Annotated in this window: 20 protein-coding genes and 1 pseudogene; 16 read left to right on the forward strand and 5 right to left on the reverse strand. The window is 68.5% G+C overall.

Annotated features, from left to right (window positions below):
- Positions 1-142 precede the first annotated feature (142 nt).
- The 10 genes from CFB52_RS19265 to CFB52_RS19310 all read left to right on the forward strand — a co-directional run bounded on the left by CFB52_RS19265 (position 143) and on the right by CFB52_RS19310 (position 12,961).
- Entirely contained in the window at positions 143-1,516 is a 1,374-nt protein-coding gene (locus CFB52_RS19265) for an undecaprenyl-phosphate glucose phosphotransferase (protein ID WP_059639845.1), read from the forward strand.
- Positions 1,517-1,590: 74 nt separating this feature from the next.
- Positions 1,591-3,003, forward strand: coding sequence for a UDP-glucose/GDP-mannose dehydrogenase family protein (locus tag CFB52_RS19270; RefSeq protein WP_099317213.1), 1,413 nt, complete (start codon positions 1,591-1,593; stop codon positions 3,001-3,003).
- A 30-nt stretch (positions 3,004-3,033) separates the two neighbouring features.
- On the forward strand, positions 3,034-3,477 hold the full coding sequence (locus CFB52_RS19275; RefSeq protein WP_059583036.1) for a low molecular weight protein-tyrosine-phosphatase: 444 nt from the start codon (positions 3,034-3,036) through the stop codon (positions 3,475-3,477).
- Positions 3,471-4,649, forward strand: a complete 1,179-nt coding sequence (locus CFB52_RS19280) for a polysaccharide biosynthesis/export family protein (protein WP_059583033.1) — start codon at positions 3,471-3,473, stop codon at positions 4,647-4,649. The genes CFB52_RS19275 and CFB52_RS19280 overlap by 7 nt, the downstream gene beginning before the upstream one ends.
- Before the next feature lie 51 nt (positions 4,650-4,700).
- Entirely contained in the window at positions 4,701-6,926 is a 2,226-nt protein-coding gene (locus tag CFB52_RS19285) for a polysaccharide biosynthesis tyrosine autokinase (protein WP_099317214.1), read from the forward strand.
- Positions 6,927-6,988: 62 nt separating this feature from the next.
- Positions 6,989-7,948, forward strand: coding sequence for a glycosyltransferase family 2 protein (locus CFB52_RS19290; RefSeq protein WP_059583028.1), 960 nt, complete (start codon positions 6,989-6,991; stop codon positions 7,946-7,948).
- Positions 7,949-7,991: 43 nt separating this feature from the next.
- A complete protein-coding gene (locus CFB52_RS19295; RefSeq protein WP_059583025.1) occupies positions 7,992-9,137 on the forward strand; it encodes a glycosyltransferase family 4 protein in 1,146 nt (381 codons plus the stop codon).
- A gap of 10 nt (positions 9,138-9,147) precedes the next feature.
- Positions 9,148-10,614, forward strand: coding sequence for an O-antigen ligase (locus tag CFB52_RS19300; protein ID WP_059583023.1), 1,467 nt, complete (start codon positions 9,148-9,150; stop codon positions 10,612-10,614).
- Positions 10,611-11,795 (forward strand): glycosyltransferase family 4 protein, encoded by a 1,185-nt coding sequence (locus tag CFB52_RS19305; RefSeq protein ID WP_099317215.1) that lies wholly within the window; start codon positions 10,611-10,613, stop codon positions 11,793-11,795. The genes CFB52_RS19300 and CFB52_RS19305 overlap by 4 nt, the downstream gene beginning before the upstream one ends.
- A complete protein-coding gene (locus tag CFB52_RS19310) occupies positions 11,795-12,961 on the forward strand; it encodes a glycosyltransferase family 4 protein (protein ID WP_059583017.1) in 1,167 nt (388 codons plus the stop codon). Before CFB52_RS19305 ends, CFB52_RS19310 begins: the two co-directional genes overlap by 1 nt.
- Positions 12,962-13,112: 151 nt before the next feature.
- On the opposite strand, the gene CFB52_RS19315 is transcribed toward CFB52_RS19310, so the two are convergent.
- The gene (locus CFB52_RS19315) at positions 13,113-14,348 is read right to left on the reverse strand and encodes an MFS transporter (protein WP_099317216.1); all 1,236 of its coding nucleotides are present in this window, start codon (positions 14,346-14,348) and stop codon (positions 13,113-13,115) included.
- Positions 14,349-14,501: 153 nt separating this feature from the next.
- Here CFB52_RS19315 and CFB52_RS19320 point away from each other — a divergent pair, with 153 nt between their 5' ends.
- Positions 14,502-14,972, forward strand: a complete 471-nt coding sequence (locus CFB52_RS19320; RefSeq protein WP_179231766.1) for a helix-turn-helix domain-containing protein — start codon at positions 14,502-14,504, stop codon at positions 14,970-14,972.
- Between the two features lie 151 nt (positions 14,973-15,123).
- Here the strand turns inward: CFB52_RS19320 and CFB52_RS19325 are convergent, their stop codons facing one another.
- Together CFB52_RS19325 and CFB52_RS19330 are read right to left on the reverse strand one after the other, a co-directional pair.
- Positions 15,124-15,897: an AraC family transcriptional regulator gene (locus CFB52_RS19325; protein ID WP_089465453.1), complete on the reverse strand. Its 774-nt coding sequence runs from the start codon at positions 15,895-15,897 to the stop codon at positions 15,124-15,126.
- A 35-nt stretch (positions 15,898-15,932) separates the two neighbouring features.
- Positions 15,933-16,274 carry an FKBP-type peptidyl-prolyl cis-trans isomerase gene (locus CFB52_RS19330; RefSeq protein ID WP_006479474.1) on the reverse strand — a complete coding sequence of 114 codons (342 nt, stop codon included), beginning with the start codon at positions 16,272-16,274 and terminating at the stop codon, positions 15,933-15,935.
- Between the two features lie 580 nt (positions 16,275-16,854).
- Here CFB52_RS19330 and CFB52_RS19335 point away from each other — a divergent pair.
- Positions 16,855-17,772: a metal-dependent hydrolase gene (locus tag CFB52_RS19335; protein WP_099317878.1), complete on the forward strand. Its 918-nt coding sequence runs from the start codon at positions 16,855-16,857 to the stop codon at positions 17,770-17,772.
- Between the two features lie 443 nt (positions 17,773-18,215).
- The gene (locus tag CFB52_RS19340) at positions 18,216-19,697 is read left to right on the forward strand and encodes a sigma-54 dependent transcriptional regulator (protein WP_089465454.1); all 1,482 of its coding nucleotides are present in this window, start codon (positions 18,216-18,218) and stop codon (positions 19,695-19,697) included.
- Between the two features lie 37 nt (positions 19,698-19,734).
- Here CFB52_RS19340 and CFB52_RS19345 read toward each other — a convergent pair whose 3' ends face one another.
- Positions 19,735-20,121: a GtrA family protein gene (locus CFB52_RS19345; RefSeq protein ID WP_060311335.1), complete on the reverse strand. Its 387-nt coding sequence runs from the start codon at positions 20,119-20,121 to the stop codon at positions 19,735-19,737.
- Positions 20,122-20,738: 617 nt separating this feature from the next.
- Here CFB52_RS19345 and CFB52_RS19355 point away from each other — a divergent pair.
- Positions 20,739-20,987: a hypothetical protein gene (locus CFB52_RS19355; protein WP_081059116.1), complete on the forward strand. Its 249-nt coding sequence runs from the start codon at positions 20,739-20,741 to the stop codon at positions 20,985-20,987.
- 227 nt (positions 20,988-21,214) lie between these two features.
- Here CFB52_RS19355 and CFB52_RS19360 read toward each other — a convergent pair.
- Positions 21,215-21,550 (reverse strand): annotated as a pseudogene (locus tag CFB52_RS19360) (transporter substrate-binding domain-containing protein); the annotation flags it as partial.
- A gap of 88 nt (positions 21,551-21,638) precedes the next feature.
- On the opposite strand from CFB52_RS19360, the gene CFB52_RS19365 reads away from it, so the two are divergent.
- A complete protein-coding gene (locus CFB52_RS19365) occupies positions 21,639-22,058 on the forward strand; it encodes an MbcA/ParS/Xre antitoxin family protein (RefSeq protein WP_060967784.1) in 420 nt (139 codons plus the stop codon).
- On the forward strand, positions 22,055-22,756 hold the full coding sequence (locus CFB52_RS19370; RefSeq protein ID WP_059583000.1) for an RES family NAD+ phosphorylase: 702 nt from the start codon (positions 22,055-22,057) through the stop codon (positions 22,754-22,756). Before CFB52_RS19365 ends, CFB52_RS19370 begins: the two co-directional genes overlap by 4 nt.
- Positions 22,757-22,763 lie beyond the last annotated feature (7 nt).

Consider the following 22,763-nt stretch of genomic DNA (forward strand, 5'->3'; position numbering starts at 1 on the left):
CGATTATTTTTCGAAATACTTGTGCGCTTGAGGCGGAATTTTCTTGTCGCTTCAATAGCGTCATGCAACGTTTGAATCGAAGGTGCGGCACGGGTCGCACGAGGAGCAGTTCGGCAAACGCCTGTTCAAAGAGGAAGCGGACATGTTGAGCGTGCTGGCGAGAGTCATCGATATCGCGATGGTCGTGACGGGGGCGCTGATCGCGGCGGCGCTGCACGACGGCAGCATCGGGCTCAGCGACCTGCAACGTACGACGGTGCTGTTCGATTGCCTGCTCGTCGTCGTGTTCTTTCCGGCCGTCGGCATCTATCAGTCGTGGCGCGGCAAGCGTCTCGTCGGGCTGGTGGTCCGCGTGGCGTTCGCATGGCTCGCGGTCGAGCTCGCGGGCATCCTGCTGAGTTTCAGCTTTCACCAGTCGGGCGACCTGTCGCGGCTGTGGCTCGGTTACTGGGCGCTCGTGACGATGGCGCTGCTCGCCGGCTCGAAAACCTGCGTGCACGTCGTGCTGCGGCAGTTGCGCCGCGGCGGCTACAACCTGAAGGCGGTCGCGATCGTCGGCGGCACGCCCGCGGCGCGACGGCTGATCGCGCAGATGCGGGCGCGGCCGGAAGCCGGCTTCAACCCGGTGTGCGTGTACGACGAAAGCGAGGCGCCGGGCGAAGTCGCGCTCGACGACGTGCGCATCGAGCGGCAGTTCGACTCGCTGGTGTGGCTCGTGCGCAGCCGCGCGATCAGCGAGCTGTGGCTCACGCTGCCGATCACGGAGGAACGCCGGATTCACCATATCGTGACGGTGTTCCGCCACGACTTCGTGAACATCCGCTTCATTCCGGACGTGCGCACGCTGTCGTTCTTCAACCAGGAAGTGGTCGAGGTGCTCGGCGTGCCGGCGATCAACCTCGCGGCGTCGCCGATCACCGACGTGCGGATCCTGCCGAAGTTCGTGTTCGACCGGCTGTTCGCGCTGGCGGCGCTCACGGCGCTCGCGCCGGTGATGGTGCTGATCGCGGCGCTGATCAAGCTGACCTCGCGCGGGCCGGTGTTCTTTCGGCAGAAGCGCAAGGGCATCGACGGGCACGAGTTCGAGATCTACAAGTTTCGCTCGATGAAGGTGCACCAGGAAGTGGCCGGGCAGGTCACGCAGGCGACCAAGAACGACGCGCGCGTGACGCCGGTCGGCCGGTTCCTGCGGCGCACGAGCCTCGACGAGCTGCCGCAGTTCATCAACGTGCTGAAGGGCGAGATGTCGGTGGTGGGCCCGCGCCCGCATGCGCTCGCGCACGACGACATCTACAAGGATCTGGTCAAGGGCTACATGTTCCGCTACCGGATCAAGCCCGGTATCACCGGATGGGCGCAGATCAACGGCTATCGCGGCGAGACCGACCAGATCGAGAAGATGATGGGCCGCGTGAAGCTCGACCTGTACTACATGCAGAACTGGTCGTTCTGGCTCGACATCAAGATCGTCGTGCTGACGCTGTGGAAAGGCTTCACCGGCAGCAACGCGTACTGACGCCGACGCGCCGCGTCACGCAGGCATTCCGGTTTTCCGAATTTCGAATCATTGGTCAAGGGGTCCGACACATCATGAATCTGACTATCATCGGCAGCGGTTACGTAGGGCTTGTCACCGGCGCCTGTCTTGCCGACATTGGGCACGACGTGTTCTGTCTCGACGTCGACCAGGCAAAGATCGACATCCTGAACGACGGCGGCGTGCCGATTCACGAGCCGGGCCTGAAGGAAGTCATCGCGCGCAACCGCTCGGCCGGCCGCCTGCGCTTCTCGACCGACGTCGAGGCCGCGGTCGCGCACGGCGACGTGCAGTTCATCGCGGTCGGCACGCCGCCGGACGAGGACGGCTCGGCCGATCTGCAGTACGTGCTTGCGGCGGCGCGCAACATCGGCCGCTACATGACCGGCTTCAAGGTGATCGTCGACAAGTCGACGGTGCCGGTCGGCACGGCCGAGCGCGTGCGCGCGGCGGTCGCCGAGGAGCTCGCGAAGCGCGGCGGCGACCAGATGTTCTCGGTCGTGTCGAATCCTGAATTCCTGAAGGAAGGCGCGGCCGTCGACGATTTCACGCGGCCGGACCGCATCGTGATCGGCTGCGACGACGACGTGCCGGGCGAGCGCGCCCGCGAGCTGATGAAGAAGCTCTACGCGCCGTTCAACCGCAATCACGAGCGCACGCTGTACATGGACGTACGCTCGGCCGAGTTCACGAAATACGCGGCGAACGCGATGCTCGCGACGCGTATCTCGTTCATGAACGAGCTCGCGAATCTCGCCGACCGCTTCGGCGCCGACATCGAGGCCGTGCGCCGCGGGATCGGCTCCGACCCGCGCATCGGCTACCACTTCCTGTACGCCGGCTGCGGCTACGGCGGCTCGTGCTTCCCGAAGGACGTCGAGGCGCTGATCCGCACGGCCGACGAGCACGGCCAGTCGCTGCAGATCCTGAAGGCCGTGTCGTCGGTCAACGCGACGCAAAAGCGCGTGCTGGCCGACAAGATCGTCGCGCGCTTCGGCGAGGACCTGAGCGGCCGCACGTTCGCGCTGTGGGGCCTCGCGTTCAAGCCGAACACCGACGACATGCGCGAGGCGCCGAGCCGCGAGCTGATCGCCGAGCTGCTGTCGCGCGGCGCGCGCGTCGCCGCGTACGACCCGGTCGCGCAGCAGGAAGCGCGCCGCGTGCTCGCGCTCGATCTCGCCGATCACCCGAGCTGGCTCGAGCGCCTGTCCTTCGCCGACGACGAGGCGCAGGCCGCGCGCGACGCCGACGCGCTCGTGATCGTCACCGAATGGAAGGCGTTCAAGAGCCCCGACTTCGTCGCGCTCGGCCGCCTGTGGAAGGCGCCCGTGATCTTCGACGGCCGCAACCTGTACGAGCCGGAGACGATGAGCGAGCAGGGTATCGAGTACCACCCGATCGGCCGGCCGGGCTCGCGCCAGGCAGTCGCCGCGCGCGTGCCGGGCGCCGCGCGCGCCAGCGCGTAACCCGTTTTCCGTCACTCGTTACGAGACGCCATGTTCCGGAACATCCTGATCGTCTGCCACGCCAACGTCTGCCGCAGCCCGGCGGCGGAAATGCTGTTCAAGTCGCACGCCGCGTCGCGCGGCGGCCCGCGTCCGACGTTCCATTCGGCCGGCGTGCACGCGAACGACGGCGACGGCATCGATCCGGTGATGCGGCAACTGCTCGCCGAGCGGGGCGTCGATGCGACGACCCACCGCTCGCGGCGGCTGTCGCGCCGGATCGTGCGCGACGCCGACCTGATTCTCGTCAGCGAGCGCGGACAGATCGCGGCCGTCGAATCGGTCGATCCGTTCGCACGCGGCAAGGTTCACCTGCTCGGCAAGTGGGAAGGGGCCGAGATCGCGGACCCGCACGGCGGCCCCGAGGCCGACTACCGCGAGAGCTACTCACTGATCGAACGTCTGGTTCAAGGATGGCTACAGAAACTATGCTGAAACGCCCGATGCGCCCGGTGGCGCTTGCCGTCGCGCTGACGACTTTCCTGTCAGCCTGTGCAACCGCGCCCGGCAACTACCTCGACTCGTCGAACCTGAAGGACGACGGCCGGCAGGAAGCGGCCGAAACCTATCCGGTTCATTACATCGACGCCAAAGTGGTGATGGACCAGCTGCAGAAAGCGCAGGTCGATCATCCGCTGCCGCCCGGGCGCTATACCGATCCGTCGCAGTACACGTATCGCGTCGGCCCGCAGGACATCCTCGGCGTCACCGTGTGGGACCACCCGGAGCTGACGACGCCGCAGGGCCAGTCGTTCTCGAGCGGCGGCAACACGACGCAATCGGTCGCGGGCGCGTTGCAGCAGCCGTATACGACCGCGCTGCCGGGCCAGGCCGATCCGTACGGCCAGACGGTGGCCGCCGACGGCACGATCTTCTTCCCGTTCGTCGGCCGGATTCGCGTGGCCGGCAAGACGGTCGCGCAGATCCGCGACGAGATGGCGTCGAGCCTCGCGCGCTACGTGAAGAATCCGCAGCTCGACGTGCGCGTGCTGTCGTTCCGCAGCCAGAAGGTGCAGGTGACGGGCGAGGTGAAGCAGCCGGGCCCGCTCGCGGTGAGCGACGTGCCGCTCACGCTCGTCGACGCGATCTCGCGCTCGGGCGGCTCGACCGCCGAGGCCGACCTGCAGCGCGTGCGCCTGACGCGCGACGGCAAGCTGTACACGCTCGACGCGAACGGCGTGCTCGATCGCGGCGAGGTGAAGCAGAACGTGATGCTGCAGCCGGGCGACATCGTCAACGTGCCGGACCGCAGCGACAGCCGCGTGTTCATCATGGGCGAGGTCAAGACGCCGGTCACGGTGCCGATGCTCAAGGGCAAGCTGACGATCGCCGATGCGCTGACCGCGGGCGGCGGGATTCTCGACACCGACGCGAACCCGCGCAAGATCTACGTGATGCGCGGGATGCGCGACAACCCGACGAAGCCCGAAGTGTACCGCCTCGACATGACGCAGCCCGATGCGCTGATGCTGTCGAGCCGCTTCCCGCTTCAGCCGCTCGACGTCGTCTACGTCAGCACGGCCGGTTCGGTGCAGTTCAACCGCGTGCTGCAGCAGGTGCTGCCGACGATCCAGACGATCTTCTACATGCGGCAAATCACGCGCTGATAGCCCGCCGGGGCGGCGTCCGCCCCCCCGGCACCACTCAAGCGGGAACGAATGGTGAACACGCAAGCGAAACACTCCTACGCGGACCTGACCGCGAAGACCGAGGAAGAGGACGTCGTCCTCGGCCAGTTGCTTCAGGTCATCCTGGACGACATCTGGCTGCTGCTCGGCATCGCGGTGATGGTCGTCGCGCTCGCCGGCCTCTACTGCTTCGTCGCGAAGCCGGTCTACCAGGCGGACGTGCACGTGCGGGTCGAGGGCAACGACAACACGTCGCAGGCGCTCACGCAGACGCAGACGGGCGCGTCGATCAACAGCGGGCCGCAGCAGGCGCCGACCGATGCGGAAATCGAGATCATCAAGAGCCGCGGCGTCGTCGCGCCGGTGGTCGAGCAGTTCAAGCTGAACTTCTCGATCGCGCCGAAGACGCTGCCGGTGATCGGCAGCCTCGCCGCGCGCGTCGCGACGCCCGGCGAGCCGTCGCGGCCGTGGCTCGGCCTGAAATCGTACGCGTGGGGCGGCGAAGTCGCCGACGTCGATTCGATCAGCGTCGTGCCGGCGCTCGAAGGCAAGAAGCTCACGCTGACGGCTGGCCCGAACGGCACCTATTCGCTCGTCGACGAGAACGGCACGCGGCTGCTGGCCGGCCGCGTCGGCGAATCGGCGCAGGGCGGCGGCGTGACGCTGCTCGTGAGCAAGCTCGTCGCGCGCCCCGGCACGCAGTTCACGGTGGTGCGCAACAACGATCTCGACGCGATCAGCGGGTTCCAGGCCGGCATCCAGGTGAGCGAGCAGGGCAAGCAGACGGGCGTCGTGCAGATCTCGCTCGAAGGCAAGGACCCGGACCAGACCGCCGCGATCGCGAACGCGCTCGCGCAGTCGTACCTGAACCAGCACGTGATCGCGAAGCAGGCGGAAGCGACCAAGATGCTCGACTTCCTGAAGGGCGAGGAACCGCGCCTGAAGGCCGACCTCGAACGCGCCGAAGCCGCGCTCACGCAATACCAGCGCACGTCGGGCTCGATCAACGCGAGCGACGAGGCGAAGGTCTACCTCCAGGGCAGCGTGCAGTACGAACAGCAGATCGCCGCGCAGCGTCTGCAGCTCGCGTCGCTCGCGCAGCGCTTCACCGATTCGCACCCGATGGTGATCGCCGCGAAGCAGCAGCTCGCGGAGCTGCAGGGCGAGAAGGACAAGTTCAGCAACCGCTTCCGCAGCCTGCCGGCGACCGAAGTGAAGGCCGTCCAGCTCCAGCGCGACGCGAAGGTCGCCGAGGACATCTACGTGCTGCTGCTGAACCGCGTGCAGGAGCTGTCGGTGCAGAAGGCCGGCACGGGCGGCAACATCCACCTCATCGATTCGGCGCTGCGTCCGGGCGCGCCGGTCAAGCCGAAGAAGGTGCTGATCCTGTCGGCCGCCGTGTTCCTCGGGCTGATCCTCGGCACGGGCGTCGTGTTCCTGCGCCGCAACCTGTTCCAGGGCATCGAGGATCCGGACCGCATCGAGCGCACCTTCAACCTGCCGCTGTACGGGCTGGTGCCGCAAAGCGCCGAGCAGGTGAAGCTCGACGCGGCGGCGGAGAAGGGCGGCAGCCGCGCGCGGCCGATCCTCGCGAGCCTGCGTCCGAAGGACCTGAGCGTCGAAAGCATGCGCAGCCTGCGCACCGCGATGCAGTTCGCGATGATGGACGCGAAGAATCGCGTGATCGTGCTGACCGGCCCGACGCCGGGCATCGGCAAGAGCTTCCTGACGGTCAACCTCGCGGTGCTGCTCGCGCATTCGGGCAAGCGCGTGCTGCTGATCGACGCCGACATGCGCCGCGGGATGCTCGACCGCTACTTCGGCCTCACCGTACAGCCGGGCCTGTCCGAGCTGCTGAGCGATCAGTCGCCGCTCGAGGAAGCGATCCGCGAGACGCCGGTGCAGGGCCTGTCGTTCATCGCGGCCGGCACGCGCCCGCCGAACCCGTCGGAGCTGCTGATGTCGACGCGCCTGCCGCAATACCTCGAAGGGCTCGGCAAGCGCTACGACGTCGTGCTGATCGATTCGCCGCCGGTGCTGGCGGTGACCGACGCGACCATCATCGGCCGCATGGCCGGCTCGACGTTCCTCGTGTTGCGCTCGGGCATGCATACCGAAGGCGAGATCGCCGATGCGATCAAGCGCCTGCGCACTGCGGGCGTCGATCTGGAAGGCGGGATCTTCAATGGCGTGCCGCCGAAGGCGCGCGGCTACGGCCGCGGCTACGCGGCCGTGCACGAATACCTGAGCGCTTGACCGCATTGCACGACACCGGGCCGGCGCGCGCCGCATCGGCCCGGCCGAATGGAGAACCCTCGATGAAAATTTCCGTGCTCGTTCCGACCTACCGGCGTCCCGCCGACCTCGCGCGCTGCCTGCTGGCGCTGCAGCGGCAGCAGCGGCTGCCCGACGAGGTGATCGTCGTCGCGCGCCCGGAGGACGACGCCACGCACGAACGGCTCGCCGACCCGGCGGTCGGCGGCGCGCTGCCGCTGCGCATCGTGCCGGTCGACGTGGCCGGGCAGGTCGCCGCGCTGAACAAGGGGCTCGACTCGGCGGGCGGCGACATCGTCGCGATCACCGACGACGATGCGGCGCCGCACCCCGACTGGCTCGCGCGCATCGAAGCCGCGTTCCTGTCCAACCCGCGCGTGGGCGCGGTCGGCGGGCGCGACTGGGTGCACGAGAAGGGCCGCGTGCTCGACGAATCGCGCGAGCGGGTCGGCCAGCTCACGCTGTCGGGCAAGATCGTCGGCAATCATCACCTCGGCGTCGGCGGCGCGCGTGAAGTCGACATGCTGAAAGGCGCGAACATGAGCTACCGCCGCGCGGCGATCGAACGGCTGCGCTTCGATACGCGGCTGCGCGGCGCCGGCGCGCAGGTGCACAACGACATGGCGTTCAGCATGGCCGTGCAGCGCGCGGGCTGGACGCTGCTGTACGACCCGGCGATCGCCGTCGATCATTTCCCGGCCGAGCGCTTCGACGACGACCGGCGCGATGCGGCGTCGCTGAACGCGATCGGCAACGGCGCGTACAACCTGCAGCTGACGCTGCGCGAGCATCTGCCCCCGCTGCGGCGCGAGATCGCGTGGTGGTGGTGGACGCTGGTCGGCACGCGCGTCTATCCCGGCTTCGCGCACGTGCTGCTGTCGCTGCCGAGCCCGCGGCGCGCCCGCGTGCTCGCGCACTGGCGCGCGGTGCGCCGCGGCGCGCGCGATGCACGCCGCACGAACCTCGCCCCCCACCGTGCGGCGATGCCGCCGGTGACGTCTTGAACGGCCTGCGCGCCTCGCGCGCGGCCATGCCCGGAGGGCTCGCATGACCACCAAGGCTGCAACGAACGTTCACGTCCATTTGTTCTACGGCGCCGATCCGCGTACCTACCGGAAAGGCGACGGCATCGGCTGCCTGTACGGCTATCACCACGCCGAATCCGACGAATTCCGGCTGACCTATTCGCAGGACGTGCGCGAGAACCGCGTCGTGAGCCTCGCGCGCCGCGCGCTGAAGGCGGCGCTCGGCTTCGACGTCGTGCATGCGTGGCGCAACCGCGCGGCGCTGCGCACCGCCGACGTGATCTGGACGCACACCGAGCAGGAGCATCTGGCCGCCGCGCTGATCCTGAAGCTCGCCGGCGCGCAGGGCAAGCGCCCGCTGCTGCTCGCGCAGAGCGTGTGGCTGTTCGACAAGTGGGACGGCTTCGGCGGCCCGCGCCGCTGGCTGTACCGCAAGCTGCTCGCGCGCGCCGATGTGCTGACCACGCTCGCCCGCGACAACGCCGAGCTGTGCCGCCGCACCCTCGGGCGCGAAGCCGAGTTCGTCTATTACGGGCTGAACACGCAGGATTTCCCGCCGGTCGAGCCGCGGCAATGGCAGCCGAACCGGCCGCTGCGGATCGCCGCGATCGGCAACGACCGCGACCGCGACTGGCGCACGTTTCTCGCCGCGTTCGGCGGCGACGAACGCTACGACGTGCGGCTCGCGACGCGCCGCCGCGTGCCGCGCGAGTGGCATGCGCCGAACGTGAAGATCGGCTCGGCATCGGGGCTCGCGAAGCAGCACGAGCTGTACGCGTGGGCCGACGTGATCGTCGTGCCGCTGCGGCCGAATTTCCACGCGTCGGGTATCACCGTGATGCTCGAGGCGGCGGCCGTCGGCAAGCCGATGATCGTGTCCGACGTGGGCGGCCTGAGCGACTACTTCCCGCACGATACTGCCGCCTACGTGCCGGCGTTCGACGCGCAGGCGATGCGCCAGGCCGCCGACCGCTTCGTCGCCGATCCGGCGGCGGCGCTCGACTGCGCACGGGCGGCCGCCGCGTGCCTGCGCGAACGCAACCTGACCACGCAGGCGTTCGCCGAGCAGCACGTGCGGATCACGCGCGACATGCTGCGCCGGCGCCGCACGCCCGCGGCGGCGGACGTCGCGATGCCGCTCGCGGATTCGAGCGCGTCGTCGCGGTGAGCGCGGATCGATGAGTACGATTGCCGCCGAACGCGCGCCGTCGCGCGCCCGCAGCTGGTTCGCCGAGCCGAAGCACTGGGCCGGGCAGGCCGGACTGTGGGCGTTCACCGCCGCGCTGATCGCCGTCCACCAGGGCAAGGTGCTGACGCTCGCGTTCCCGGTGCTGGCCATCGCGGTCGGCATCTGGCTGTATTTCAAGAGCCCGGCGCGCTATGTCGGCTTCATGTGGTGGGTGTGGTTCCTGAGCCCGGAAGTGCGGCGCCTGGCCGACTGGTCGAAGGGCGCGTTCACGCCGACGAGCCTGATCCAGGTCGCGCCGCTCGCGGTGACGATGATCGCCGGCCTGGGGCTCGTCAGGCATTACCGCGTGCTCGCGCAGCGGCGCGGGATTCCCGTGCTGCTGATGCTGTTCGGGCTCGTGTACGCGTACCTGGTCGGGATCGTGTCGAGCGGCGTGATGGCCGCGACCTACGACCTCGCGAACTGGCTGTACCCGATCCTGATCGGCTTTCACATCATGGTGAACGCGCGCAACTATCCGGAGTATCGCGACGTGCTGCTGTCCACTTTCATGTGGGGCATGCTCGTGATGGGCGTGTACGGCGTCGTGCAGTACTTCGTGATGCCGCAGTGGGACGTGCTGTGGATGGTCGGCTCGCAGATGGGCTCGCAGGGCGAGCCGGTGCCGTACGGCGTGCGCGTGTTCAGCACGATGAATTCGTCGGGGCCGTTCGCGTTCGCGATGATGGGCGCGCTCGTGTTCGTGCTGGTCGCGCCGCAGAAGATCCGCTGGTTCGCGGGCGCGGCCGGCTTCGTGTCGTTCGCGCTGTGTCTCGTGCGTTCGACCTGGGGCGGCTGGGTGATCGCGCTCGCGATCCAGCTCGTGCAATCGAGCAACCGCGTGCGGATGCGGATCCTGATCAGCGGCGTCGTGCTGGTCGGGCTGTGCGTGCCGCTGCTGACCGTCGGGCCGGTGGCCGACCGGCTCGGCCAGCGCCTGCAGTCGATCACGAACCTGAAGGACGATCGCAGCTACGACGACCGCAACAAGTTCTACGCGACCTTCGCGCAGACGGCGTTCACCGACGTCGCCGGCGAGGGGATGGGCGCGACCGGCGCGTCGACGAAGCTGTCGAGCGACAGCGGCGAGCTCGGCAAGTACGGCAGCTTCGATAGCGGCGTGATGAACGTGCCGTTCGTGCTCGGCTGGCCCGGCACGCTGCTGTATCTCGCCGGCGTCGTGATGCTGTTCGGCCGCACGCTGCGCGCGGCGTTCAAGCTGCGCAAGGACAAGTTCGTCGGCGCGTGCCTGAGCCTGTGCCTGTCGACCTTCGCGATGCTCGTGTTCACGAACTCGCTGATCGGCACCGGCGGCCTGCTGATGTTCACAGCCATTTTTTCGATACTTGCCGCGGCGCACTGGCAGAAGGCGCAACGCCTGCTGGCCGCCGCGCGTTCACGGGGAGGCGACCATTGAGAATCGCGATCGTCACGCACGTCGTGCGACATAACGACGGGCAGGGCCGCGTCAATTACGAAATCGCGCGCGCGGCGCTGGCCGAAAACTACGAGGTCACGCTGGTCGCGTCGCATGTCGCGCCCGAGTTGCTGGCCGATCCGCGCGTGCGCTGGGTGCCGGTGAAGGTTGGCGGCTTCTGGCCGTCGAATCTCGTCAAGCAGCAGGTGTTCGCGCTGAAAAGCGCGGCCTGGCTGCGCGCGCACCGCGGCGAATACGACGTGCTGCACGTGAACGGCTTCATCTCGTGGATCAAGGCCGACGTGAATACCGCGCACTTCGTGCACGGCGGCTGGTTCAAGAGTCCGTACTATCCGTTCGGGCCCGCCAAGGGGCTGTGGTCGGCTTACCAGTACGTGTACACGCGCGTGAACACCGTGCTCGAGCGCTGGGCGTACAAGCGCTCGCGCGCGATCACCGCGGTATCGCAGAAGGTGGCCGACGAGATCGCCGGGCTCGGCATCGACAGTCGCAAGATCAGCGTGATCTACAACGGCGTCGACGGCAGCGCGTTCGCGGGCGCGCAGGCCGACCGTGCGGCGTTCAAGCTGCCGGACGACGCGTTCCTGCTGCTGTTCGTCGGCGATCTGCGCACGCCGCGCAAGAACCTCGGCACCGTGCTGAAGGCGCTGACGAAGCTGCCCGCGAACGTGCATCTGGCGGTGGCCGGCTACCTGCCCGGCAGCCCGTATCCGGAAGAAGCGCGCGCGCTCGGCCTCGATTCGCGCGTGCATTTCCTCGGGCTCGTGAAGAACATGCCGACGCTGATGCGCTCGGTCGACGCGTATGTCTTTCCGTCGCGCTACGAAGCGATGAGCCTGTCGCTGCTGGAGGCGATGGCGGCCGGGCTGCCGGTCGTCACCGCGCGCACGGCGGGCGGCGCGGAAATCATCACGCGCGAGTGCGGGATCGTGCTGGAAGACCCGGACGATCCGGCCGCGCTCGCGCAGGCGATCGGCTCGCTCGCGGCGTCGCGCGACACCTGTCGCGCGATGGGCGACGCGGCCCGCGAACTGATGACCCGTTTCGGCTGGGCGCACATGGGCGCCCAGTACGTCGCGCTTTACCGGCGCATCGGCCAACCCACGCAGCCGTCCGCGTTCGAGCGGGTCGAGCATGCAATCACGCAGGAGCAACCGTGATGTCCCAATCCTCCCGGCCGATCAAATCGTTGCAGATCGGCATGCACTGGTTCCCCGAACGCGCGGGCGGCCTCGACCGGATGTACTACTCGCTCGTCGGCGCGCTGCCCGGCGCGGGCGTCGAGGTGCGCGGGCTCGTCGCCGGCTCGCCGAAGGTCGCCGACGACACGGGCGGGGCGATCCAGGGCTTCGGGCCCGCGTCGCAGCCGCTCGCGCGCCGGATGCTCGCCGCGCGGCGCGCGCTGCGCGACGAGATCCGCACCGAGCGGCCCGACGTGATTTCGTCGCACTTCGCGCTGTACACGTTCCCTGGGCTCGACGTGACGCGCGGGATTCCCCAGGTGTCGCACTTCCAGGGGCCGTGGGCCGACGAAAGCCAGGTCGAGGGCGCCGCGTCGCTCGGCCAGCGCGCGAAGCGCTATCTCGAACAGGCCGTCTATACGCGCTCGTCGCGGCTGATCGTGCTGTCGCAGGCGTTCGGCCAGATCCTGACGAACCGCTACGGAATCGATCCGTCGCGCGTGCGCGTGATTCCCGGCTGCGTCGATACCGCGCAGTTCGACACGCCGCTCACGCCCGCCGAGGCGCGGCACAAGCTGCAATTGCCGCAGGACCGGCCGATCGTGCTGGCCGTGCGCCGGCTCGTGCGGCGCATGGGGCTGGAGGACCTGATCGACGCGATCGGCCTCGTCAAGCGCCGTCATCCGGATGTGCTGCTGCTGATCGCCGGCAAGGGCAAGATCGGCGAGGAACTGCAGCAGCGTATCGACGAAGCCGGGCTGCAGGACAACGTGAAGCTGCTCGGCTTCGTGCCCGACCACCATCTCGCGGCGCTGTACCGCGCGGCGACGGTCAGCGTCGTGCCGACGGTCGCGCTGGAAGGCTTCGGGCTGATCACCGTCGAATCGCTCGCGTCCGGCACGCCGGTGCTGGTCACGCCGGTCGGCGGGCTGCCGGAGGCGGTCGCCGGGTTGTCGAACGATCTCGTGCTGCCGTCGACGGGCGCGGACGCGATCGCGGAAGGGCTCGGCGGCGCGCTGTCGGGCGCGATCGCGCTACCCGACGAGGCCGCATGCAAGCGCTACGCGCGCGAGCATTTCGACAACGCGGTGATCGCGCGGCGCGTCGCCGGCGTGTACGAAGAGGCGATCCAGGCGGCAGGCTGAACGCCCGCGGCGCGCGCCGCGGGCGCCGCACCGAAGCGGGACCGAAGCGGTCCGAAAACCCCACCGGCGCGCGTGCGTGGCCGGTTCGCGTGCCGGCCGTCCGGCAAAGGCGGGCCGGCTTTTCCCGTCCGATCCGCATGGCCGGCGCGCATCACGCGCGCCGGAGCGTCGCGGCCCATACGCCGAGCGCGGCCACGCTCACCCCCGCCCCGAGCACGCACACGCCTGTCCATCCGGCGCGCGCATACATCATCGTCGCCGCGATCGCGCCGAGCCCGCTGCCGGCCGAATAGAACAGCATGTAGCAGCCGACGAGACGCGCATGCGCGTCGGGTCGCGCACCGAGAATCATGCTCTGGTTGACGACGTGCACGGCTTGCCCGCCGACGTCGAGCAGCACGATGCCGACGACCAGCAGCGCAATCGACGTATTGCCGAACGCGAGCGGCAGCCACGCGCACGCGAGCAGCGCGAGTGCGGCGCCTGTCGTCGCTTCGCCGCGCCCGCGATCCGCGAGCCGGCCCGCGCGGGCGGCGGCCGCCGCGCCGAGTGCGCCGACGAGGCCGAACGCGCCGATCTGCGTGTGCGACATCGCGTGCGGCGGCGCGCTCAGCGGCAGCACGATCGCGCTCCAGAAGATGCTGAACGCCGCGAACATCAGCAGCGCGATCGCGCCGCGCACGCGCAGCACGCGTTCGTCGCGCAGCAGCGACCCCATCGAGCGCAGCAGCGCCGCGTAACCGATGCGTTCGCGCGGCGCGTGCATGTCGGGCAGCAGCCGCGACAGCACGACGAGCATCGCGATCGCGAGCGCGCCCGACACGAGATAGACGGCCCGCCATCCCGCGACGTCGGTGACGACGCCCGCCAGCGAGCGCGCGGCCAGCAGCCCGACCACGACGCCGCCTTGCGCGGCGCCCACGACGCGCCCGCGTTCGCCTGCGCCGGCGAGCGCGGCCGAGCACGCGATCAGCCCTTGCGTCATCGCGGTGCCGAGCAGCCCGACCGCGACCATCCCGGCCAGCAACGCGACGCGCGTCGACGCGGCGGCCACGCCGACGCAGGCCGCGGTCAGCAGCAGAAGCTGCACGGCGATCAGGCGCTTGCGGTTCACCAGGTCGCCGAGCGGCACGACGAACAGCAGGGCGAGCGCGCAGCCGAGCTGCGTCGCGGTGATGACGCCGCCGACGGCGGCCTGCGATACACCGAAGTCCCGCGCGATCGAGTCGAGCAGCGGCTGCGCGTAGTAGACGTTCGCGACGCTCGCCGCGCAGCACGCGGCCAGCAGCGCGACGCGCGCCGGCGACAGGCGGCCACCCTCGGCAGAATGGATCGCATCGATGGGCGTGCGAGCGGCAACGGTGCCGGAATGACAGGACGATCCCATGGTTCCCTCGTGCAATGTAGTTGCAATTTGAAACTGGTTTGAAGTGTAGGGAAACGAGTTTTAAAATGCAACCTGTTGAGCGGCGGGCCAAAGGCCCGTGCACGGATGGCCGGCATGCCCGCGAAGGCGGCCGGCATGCTTGCGGAGAGGAACATGGCCAGACAGAAAAGTCTTGCGGATTCGCCGTGCCCGGTGGCGCGCGCGACCGATATCGTCGGCGATCGCTGGGCGTTGCTGATCGTGCGCGATGCGTTCGACGGCGTGCGCCGTTTCGGCGATTTCCGCGCGAGCCTCGGCGTCGCGAGCAACATTCTGTCCGACCGGCTGAAGATGCTGGTGGACGCCGGTGTGTTCGACGTCGTGCCGGCGTCCGACGGCACCGCGTATCAGGAGTACGTGCTGACCAAAACGGGCGAGGGGCTGTTTCCGGTCATCGTGATGCTGCGGCAGTGGGGCGAGGCGAACCTGTTCGCGCGCGGCGAGCCGCATTCGGTGCTGGTCGACCGCAGTACCGGGCGCGCGATCCGCAAGCTCGCGCTTCGGCACGACGACGGCCGGCCTTTGAAGGCGGCCGATACGGCCGTCAGGAAGATCGGCGACGAAGCCGGCGCGGCACGGCGGTAAGCGTCATGGGCGATGGTTGCGCCGCCGGATGGTCGTCGATCGTAGGCAGCGACGGACATGCGATGTTTCGGCGGGACGTGAAGCGTCGGTACGGCTGCGGGTGTTGTTGCCTGCTATGTGCGTCGATATGGATTCGGCGAGGCCGATGCGTTCAATGCCGTTCACCGCGCCAGCGTCCCGGCGCGATGCCGAAGCGCTTCGTGAACGCATGCGTGAACGTGCTTTGATCCGCGAAGCCGACGCTGCCCGCGATGTCGACGAGCGAATGCCGGCCGTCGGCGAGCAGCACGACCGCTGCGTCGAGCCGCAGCCGCTGCAGATAGCGATGCGGCGTTTCGCCGAATGCGTCGACGAACAGTTGATGAAACCGGCGCATCCCGTAGCTGCAGTGCGCGGCGAGATCGGCGATGCGCAGCGGTTCGGCGAGGTGGGCGCGCAGCCAGCGGTCGATGCGCGCGAAATCGAGGCCCGACGCAGGCGCGGCGATGCCGGCATCGTCGAGCAGCGCGTCGCACAGGCGCGCGGCGGCCTGCCACTGGAAACGGTGCGCGGCCGCCTGCCGTGCGTCGCCGTCCGGCGCATCGTACTGCGCGGCGGCCGCCGCGACCTGCGCGACGAGCGACGTGAGCGCCGGGTCGATCGACACGGCACGTGCATGGTCGAACAACCGCTGCGGCACCGCGAGCGACGCGAGGGGAAGGTTGAGCACGAGCTGACGATTTTCGCCCAGGCCCGCGTAATCGTGGCGCGCACCGGCCGGAACCAGCCACGCGCCGTGCCGGTCGAGACGCTGGCTGACGCCATCCACCGCCATCACCATCGCACCGTCGATGCCGAGCACGATCTGGTGAAAGTCGTGCACATCCGACGCTTCGAGCGTGTCGTAGCGTTGCAGTGCGACGGTGGGGGACGGAAGGTGCGCCATGGGGCAGCGCGTCAGCCGGCGGCTCGCGTGCCGCGTCAGACGTCGAGCAGTTCGACTTCGAACACGAGCGTCGCGTTCGGCGGAATCACGCCGCCCGCGCCGCGCGGGCCGTAGCCGAGTTGCGGCGGGATCGTCAGGCGACGCACGCCGCCGACCTTCATGCCTTGCACGCCTTCGTCCCAGCCCTTGATGACCATGCCGCCGCCGAGCACGAACGCGAACGGGTCGTTGCGATCCTTGCTCGAATCGAATTTCTGACCGTCGGTCAGCCAGCCCGTGTAGTGGACGCTCACCGTCTTGCCGGCTTGCGCCTCCGCGCCGGTGCCTTCGGTCAGGTCCTCGTACTTGAGGCCCGATTCGGTCGTGATGACGGACATGATTTCTCCTGAAAGAGGTTGCGTGAAACCGCTATTGTAGGCGAGCGGGCAGTGGGCCGGCGCGCACGGATTTCGCGCCGCCGCACGCGTGCCGGCAAGCGTGGCGGGGCGCCGAGCGCACGACCGCCCGAAACGCAATTGGAACGCGCGTTTGAATTTTTCGCGAGCCGCTGGGCCAAGGTTGCACCATGACGGTGCGCGGCGCGTATGAATCGATGTGACCGGCACGCGTCGCCGCCCGCTGCGCGACGGGTGCCCGATGCGGTGCAAGGCCCGCCGCACGGGGCTCGCGGGCCGACGTGGGGGCGCGGCGCCGCGCCCGGGACCGCGTTCGTCAGTGCACCTCAGCGTTCGAATCGCAACCCGTCCGGGCGTCGTCCGAGCGCCATTTTTTCCGCCTTGCGGACCGCGCGCTGTTTGGAAGCGCGCATCTACCGTGCAGCTTGCGTGTGCCGGCGCGCGCGGCCTATCTTTACATCTGTCGATGTCATGATTTTGGCGGTGCGCGATGCGCCGCCCGGGCTTGCGCCGGCCGCGTCGTACGATGCGCCGGCCGCTCCGCAACAGGAGAACGATGAACATGAAGTCAGCCGCTTGCGCCACCGCAGCCGGGATCATGCCGGTGCGCCGCGACCTGCGCTTCGACCTGCCGGTCGAGCGCGCGAAGGACTGGCATGGCCTCGGATCGCACGTGACCCATTTCTTCAACGCGCTGTCGCTGCTGTTTCCGGCCGGCGAGCGCTTCTTCATGGATGCGGTGCGCAACTATCGCGACCGGATCGACGATCCCGTGCTGAAGCAGCAGGTGCTCGGCTTCATCGGCCAGGAGGCGATGCATACGCGCGAGCACGTCGAATACAACGAGCTGATGCAGGCGAACCGGCTGCCCGCGCGCAAGCTCGACCAGCGCGTGTGGAAGGTGCTCGGCTACATGAAGCGCAAGCTGCCGCATTCGGTGCAGCTCGCGCACACGGTCGCGGCCGAGCACTACACGGCGATGCTGGCCGACTGGCTGCTGCGCGACCCGACACGCCTCGACGGTTCGGTCGAAGGCTACCGGCAGATATGGATCTGGCATGCGCTGGAGGAAACCGAGCACAAGGCCGTGTCGTTCGACGTGTGGAATGCCGTGACGGAGCCGGGGCTGCGCCGCTACCTGATCCGCATCGGCGTGTATCTGCTGACGACGCTGACGTTCTGGCCGACCGTGTTTCTGATCCATGTGACGCTGTTGTGGCGCGATCGCGGCGCCGGGCATCACGTGCGCGGCATGCTGCGCACGATCGCGTTCCTGTACGGGCCGCGCCGCGGGCTGTTCCCGCGCATCGCCGGCGAATGGCTGAGCTTTTTCCGGCCGGGCTTCCACCCGTGGGATCACGACAATCGTCACCATCTCGAGCGAGTCGACGTACTGGCCGCCCGCTACGGCCAACACGGCGGCACGCCGGCCGGCCGCGGCCGCGCGAACGCGCCGGCGCCGCTCGCATCGGGCCGCTGACCCGGCCCCGCCGCGCGGCGGGGCGCCGCGCATGTTGCGTTCGTGCATCAACCGGCTTCTTTCGGCGATTGACGAAAATCAACCGGAATCGATCTCCCGGGCGCCCGCATGCCCGGCCGACCGGTTGCGCGCACCGGCGCCGGCGCGCCGACACTGCGTGCGCCGCGTCGCGCGGAATCGCCGCGCGCCAGCACCGGCGCGGCTTTGCGCGCGCGGCGCCGGCCCTTTCCGGTCGCGCGCGGTGCATGCCACAGGGATAACACCCATTTAGCCGCAGGCCGGCCGCATCGATATACCGTTCATGACAACGTCCACCTCACGCGCGATTCATGCGCAGGGGGATTTTATTCGGACGGAAATACGGCCAATATGTCGGTTCGATCGTGTCCGTCGGATGCGGCGGCGAGCCGGCGCGCGATACCAACGCCAAGCGGGGAATAACGATGGTTGCAAGGTCACCCGACGCAAACGGGCAGGCGGCGCCCGAGATGACGGACGTGTCCGTCACCGCTCCCGAGGCCGGACGCAAGCTTTTCGTGATCATGCGCACGCCCGACGAGCCGTTGCTCGCGCAACTGCGCGGGCTCGGCTGGGAGATCGCGGTCGCTAAGACGGCCGGCGCCGCGCAGAACATGACCTCCGGCGTGAGCGTGGCCGCCGGGCTGGTCGATTTCACCGGGTTCACGTCGCGCGACTATCCCGCGCTGAAGATGTGCCTGAGCCAGCCGGCGATCGGCTGGATTTCCATCGCGCAGGCCGGCATCACGATCGGCCCCGCCGTGCGCGAGCTGATCCGCAGCTATTGTTTCGACTACGTGACGCTACCGCTGCCGTACGAATGGATTTCGCACGTGCTCGGCCATGCACGCGGGATGGCCGCGCTCGATCGTGTCGACGGCGCGGCCTATGCGGCGTCGATCGGCGAACACGGGATGATCGGCAACTGCGAGGCGATGCAGCAGTTGTTCAGCACGATCCGCAAGGTCGCGAAGACGGACGCGAGCGTATTCATCTCGGGCGAGTCGGGCACCGGCAAGGAATTGACGGCGCTCGCGATTCACGAGCGCTCCAGCCGCGGCAAGGGGCCGTTCGTCGCGATCAATTGCGGCGCGATTCCGCATCACCTGCTGCAGTCGGAGCTGTTCGGCTACGAGCGCGGTGCGTTCACCGGCGCGAACCAGCGGCGCGCGGGCCGGATCGAATCGGCGAACGGCGGTACGCTGTTTCTCGACGAAATCGGCGACATGCCGGTCGAAAGCCAGGCGAGCCTGCTGCGCTTCCTGCAGGAGGGCAAGATCGAGCGGCTCGGCGGACAGGAATCGATCCCCGTCGACGTGCGGATCATCTCGGCCACGCACGTCGATCTCGACGGCGCGGTCGAGGCCGGGCGCTTCCGCGCGGATCTCTATCACCGGCTGTGCGTGCTGCGCATCCACGAGCCGCCGCTGCGCGCCCGCGGCAAGGACATCGACATCCTCGCGCACTACGTGCTGCAGAAATTCAAGGCCGACAGCGGCCGCAAGATCAGCGGTTTCACGTCGGCCGCGCTCGACGCGATGCGGCGCTACGAGTGGCCCGGCAACGTGCGCGAGCTGATCAATCGCGTGCGGCGCGCGATCGTGATGGCCGAGAGCCGGCTGCTGACGCCGCACGATCTCGGGCTCGACACGCCCGGCGAAACCGAACCGGTGACGCTCGAACAGGCGCGGGCGCTGGCCGAACGCACCGCGATCGAGAACGCGCTGCTGCGCAACGACCACCGGATCAACAAGGCCGCCGCCGAGCTCGGCATTTCACGCGTGACGCTCTACCGGATGATGATCGAACACGGGTTGAACGATCACGACAGCAACGGCGGCAATGGCGACAGCGGCGGGCACGACGGTGCGCCATCGGGCGACGCGGGGCATCAGCGGGTCGGCTGAGCGGCAGGGCGGATGCCTGCGATGCGTGCGGAACGGCTCAACGATAGGTCCACAGCCGGTGCAGCGCGAACGTGACGGGCGGCACGCACAGCACGACCGCGACGATGCTCCATGCGCGGGCGAGGCCGAGCGCGCCGGTGCCGTGCGCCAGCAGCATCGTCACGGCGAGGCCGGCCGTCGCGACCACGAGAAAGCGCGCGAAGTTGCCCCACGTCACCGGCGACGCAAAACTCCACAGCGTGTTGGCGAGATACGAGAACGCGGTCGAGCAGACGAACGCGGTCGCGTTCGCGATGACGGGCGTCGCGTCGAACAGCGCGAACATCGCGGCCGCGATCAGCGCATGCAGCGCGGTCGAGCCCAGGCCCGACACGCCGAAGCGGATCAGTCGGGTGCGCTCGGCAGCGTGAAAGGTTCGGATCATCGTGGGCGCTCGTTTGCGTGAAGTCGCTTGAGGTCGCGTGAGCTCGCGTGAAGCGGTGTCGCAGTATAGCCATGCGATCGGCCGCTGCGTCCAGCGGCGACGTCCGGTGCGTCTAATTGCCGGCGTGGGCATGTAAAGCGCATGAAACATTTCGCGTCGGCCGCCCGGCGAATTTCCGCGTCGAACCGGGCCGATCGGCCAGCCTGCCGCCGGTAAAAATTCCGCGTCCCATTGTTCAGCCTTATTCCGCAAGGCCTCGCCGTTGCCAGGCCGGCGCATGCCCGCGCCCCGATGTTTCAGTTTCGTAACTTCCGGCAGGCCACGCCCGATGCGGCCGGCGGCCGGCCCGATCATCGCCTTGTCCGGCCGGGCTCGCGTGGGGCTGGCCCGGTCCTTGCGACGAGAGACGTGCGAGAGTCGACGACACGAGGTCCGTCCGGTCAGGCAGCGAAAGCTTCCGTACCGGCCAGGACGCAGTCCGCGGGGATGCGGCGGCCGAGCGCGGTGCAGCGCAGCAGCCGCGCCGCGGCGAGCACGGAACGTCGTCGCCTGATCGCCGGGGCATCGGCATTGTCCGGTTGCCGGAACACACATCAGACAGCAAACGGGGTAGAAAAATGATCGATCATCACACGCCGCGGTCCGCAGGCCGCGATCGCAGTGATTCGGGACATCGCCGCTCGAACGTCGCACTTGCGGCCGACCGGCATGCCTCGACAGGCCATCTCTCCGCGCCCGGTGCGAGGCGGATCCGGCTGGTTGCCGGTCATCCGCGCCGGGTCGGCACTTTCCTGCACGCGAACCCGATCCGCATGGGCATGTGCGCACGGGCGCCGATGCCGCGACGCCCGGTCTTTGCCTATTGACCCGAGCGGCACGAGGTCCGTTCGCATGGCCATCTTTTCCGCGAACGATTGATCTGTCATCCGAACGATGGCCGACGCATCGTGCTGCGCGCGATGCAAGACGACAGGCATTCGATGCAACGGCGAACCACGCGCCGCCGTTGCCATCCGGTTGAAGGGGAGGGGCGGTCGGACGCGCGCGACGGAAAAGCGGTATCCGTACGCGCGCGACGCCGTTTTTTCAACCGCCGTAGCGCCGCGTCGAGGCGGCCGGCGATCAGGTCGGCATACACGCCGTCCTGGTTCTGATACGACACGACGTTCGCGCCGTGCTTGCCCCAGTACGCCTTCGCGTACGTCTCCTGCGTCGTGCCCTGCTCGACGCCGGTCGACTTGCCCTTCAGCGATTCGGCGGTCGGCAGCAACGACGAGCCTTTCTTCACGACGAGCCGCGTCGGCGGGTTGTAGATCTTCGTCATGAAGCCGATCTGCTGCGCGCGCCGCGGCGTGATCGACACCGACGACCGCACCGCGTCGAACTTCTTCGCCTTCAGCGCCGGAATCATTCCGTCGAAATCGTTCTCGGGCACGAGCACGGTCGATGGTGCGACCCTTGCAAAAATACAGGAATGGACTAATCTTGTTAGTAAATTCGTTTCGAGACTAACGATCATGTCACAGCCTGCCTATGAATCGCATTCCGCCGTGCCGCGCGCTTCGGTCGCGCAGATGTCGGCGGCCGGCCTGCGTGCATTTTTCAACATCGCGCGCGACTGGGAACTGACGATCGACGAGCAGATCGTGCTGCTTGGCTCGCCCGGCCGCTCGACATTCTTCAAGTGGAAGGCCGCGCCGGAATCGGCGCGCCTGCCGCGCGATACGCTCGAGCGGCTATCGCTCCTGCTCGGCATCTACAAGGGGTTGCAGATCCTGCTGCCGCAACCCGCCGCGGCCGATGCATGGATCAAGCGGCCCAACGATGCGGCGCCGTTCGGCGGCAAGCGCGCGCTCGACCGGATGCTGGCCGGCAACGTCGGCGATCTGGTGGCCGTCCGGCAATATCTCGACGCGATGCGGGGCGGCTGGGCGTGACGATACCGACCGAAGTGACCCGGTGGCCCACGACCACCGTCGACTGGGCGCCCGCCTATCGTGTGATTCCCACCCGTTTTCCCGCCATCAACCTGTTCGATCGCGTCGCGTCGGCGGACGATTTCGACGCGCTCTACGCGCTCGAATCGCTGACCAACGACCGCATCCGCAACGAAGTCGGCACGCTCGACCTCGTGCCGCCCGCCGAGCGTCGCTACGGGCAAGGCTGGGGGCCGATCATGGCCGCATTCACGCACCTGAATCCGCTGGGCAGCCGCTTTTCCGACGGCAGCTACGGCGTGTTCTACTGCACCCGCTCGCGCGACACGGCGATCGCCGAAACGCGCTATCACAGCGGGCTGTTCCTCGCCGCGACGAAGGAGCCGCCGATGCGCCAGCAGATGCGGCTCTATACCGTGTTCGCGCACGGCGACGTCGCCGACGTGCGCACGTGGCCGCAGCGCGATCCCGCGTTGCTGGATCCTGCCGACTACAGCGTCGGGCAGGCATTCGGCCGCGCGGTGCGCAATGCAGGCGGCGCGGGGATTCTCTATCCGTCGGTGCGCGACCCGCGCGGCGAGTGTCTCGCCGCGTTCCGCACGACGCTGCTGCGCGACTGCCAGCATGCGGCCTATCTCGAATACAACTGGAACGGCTCGGCCGTCGATGCGGTGTTCGAACTGAATCAGGTCGGCTAGCGTTCGC

Source organism: Burkholderia sp. AU18528 (genome assembly GCF_002223215.2).
GTDB lineage: Bacteria > Pseudomonadota > Gammaproteobacteria > Burkholderiales > Burkholderiaceae > Burkholderia > Burkholderia semiarida.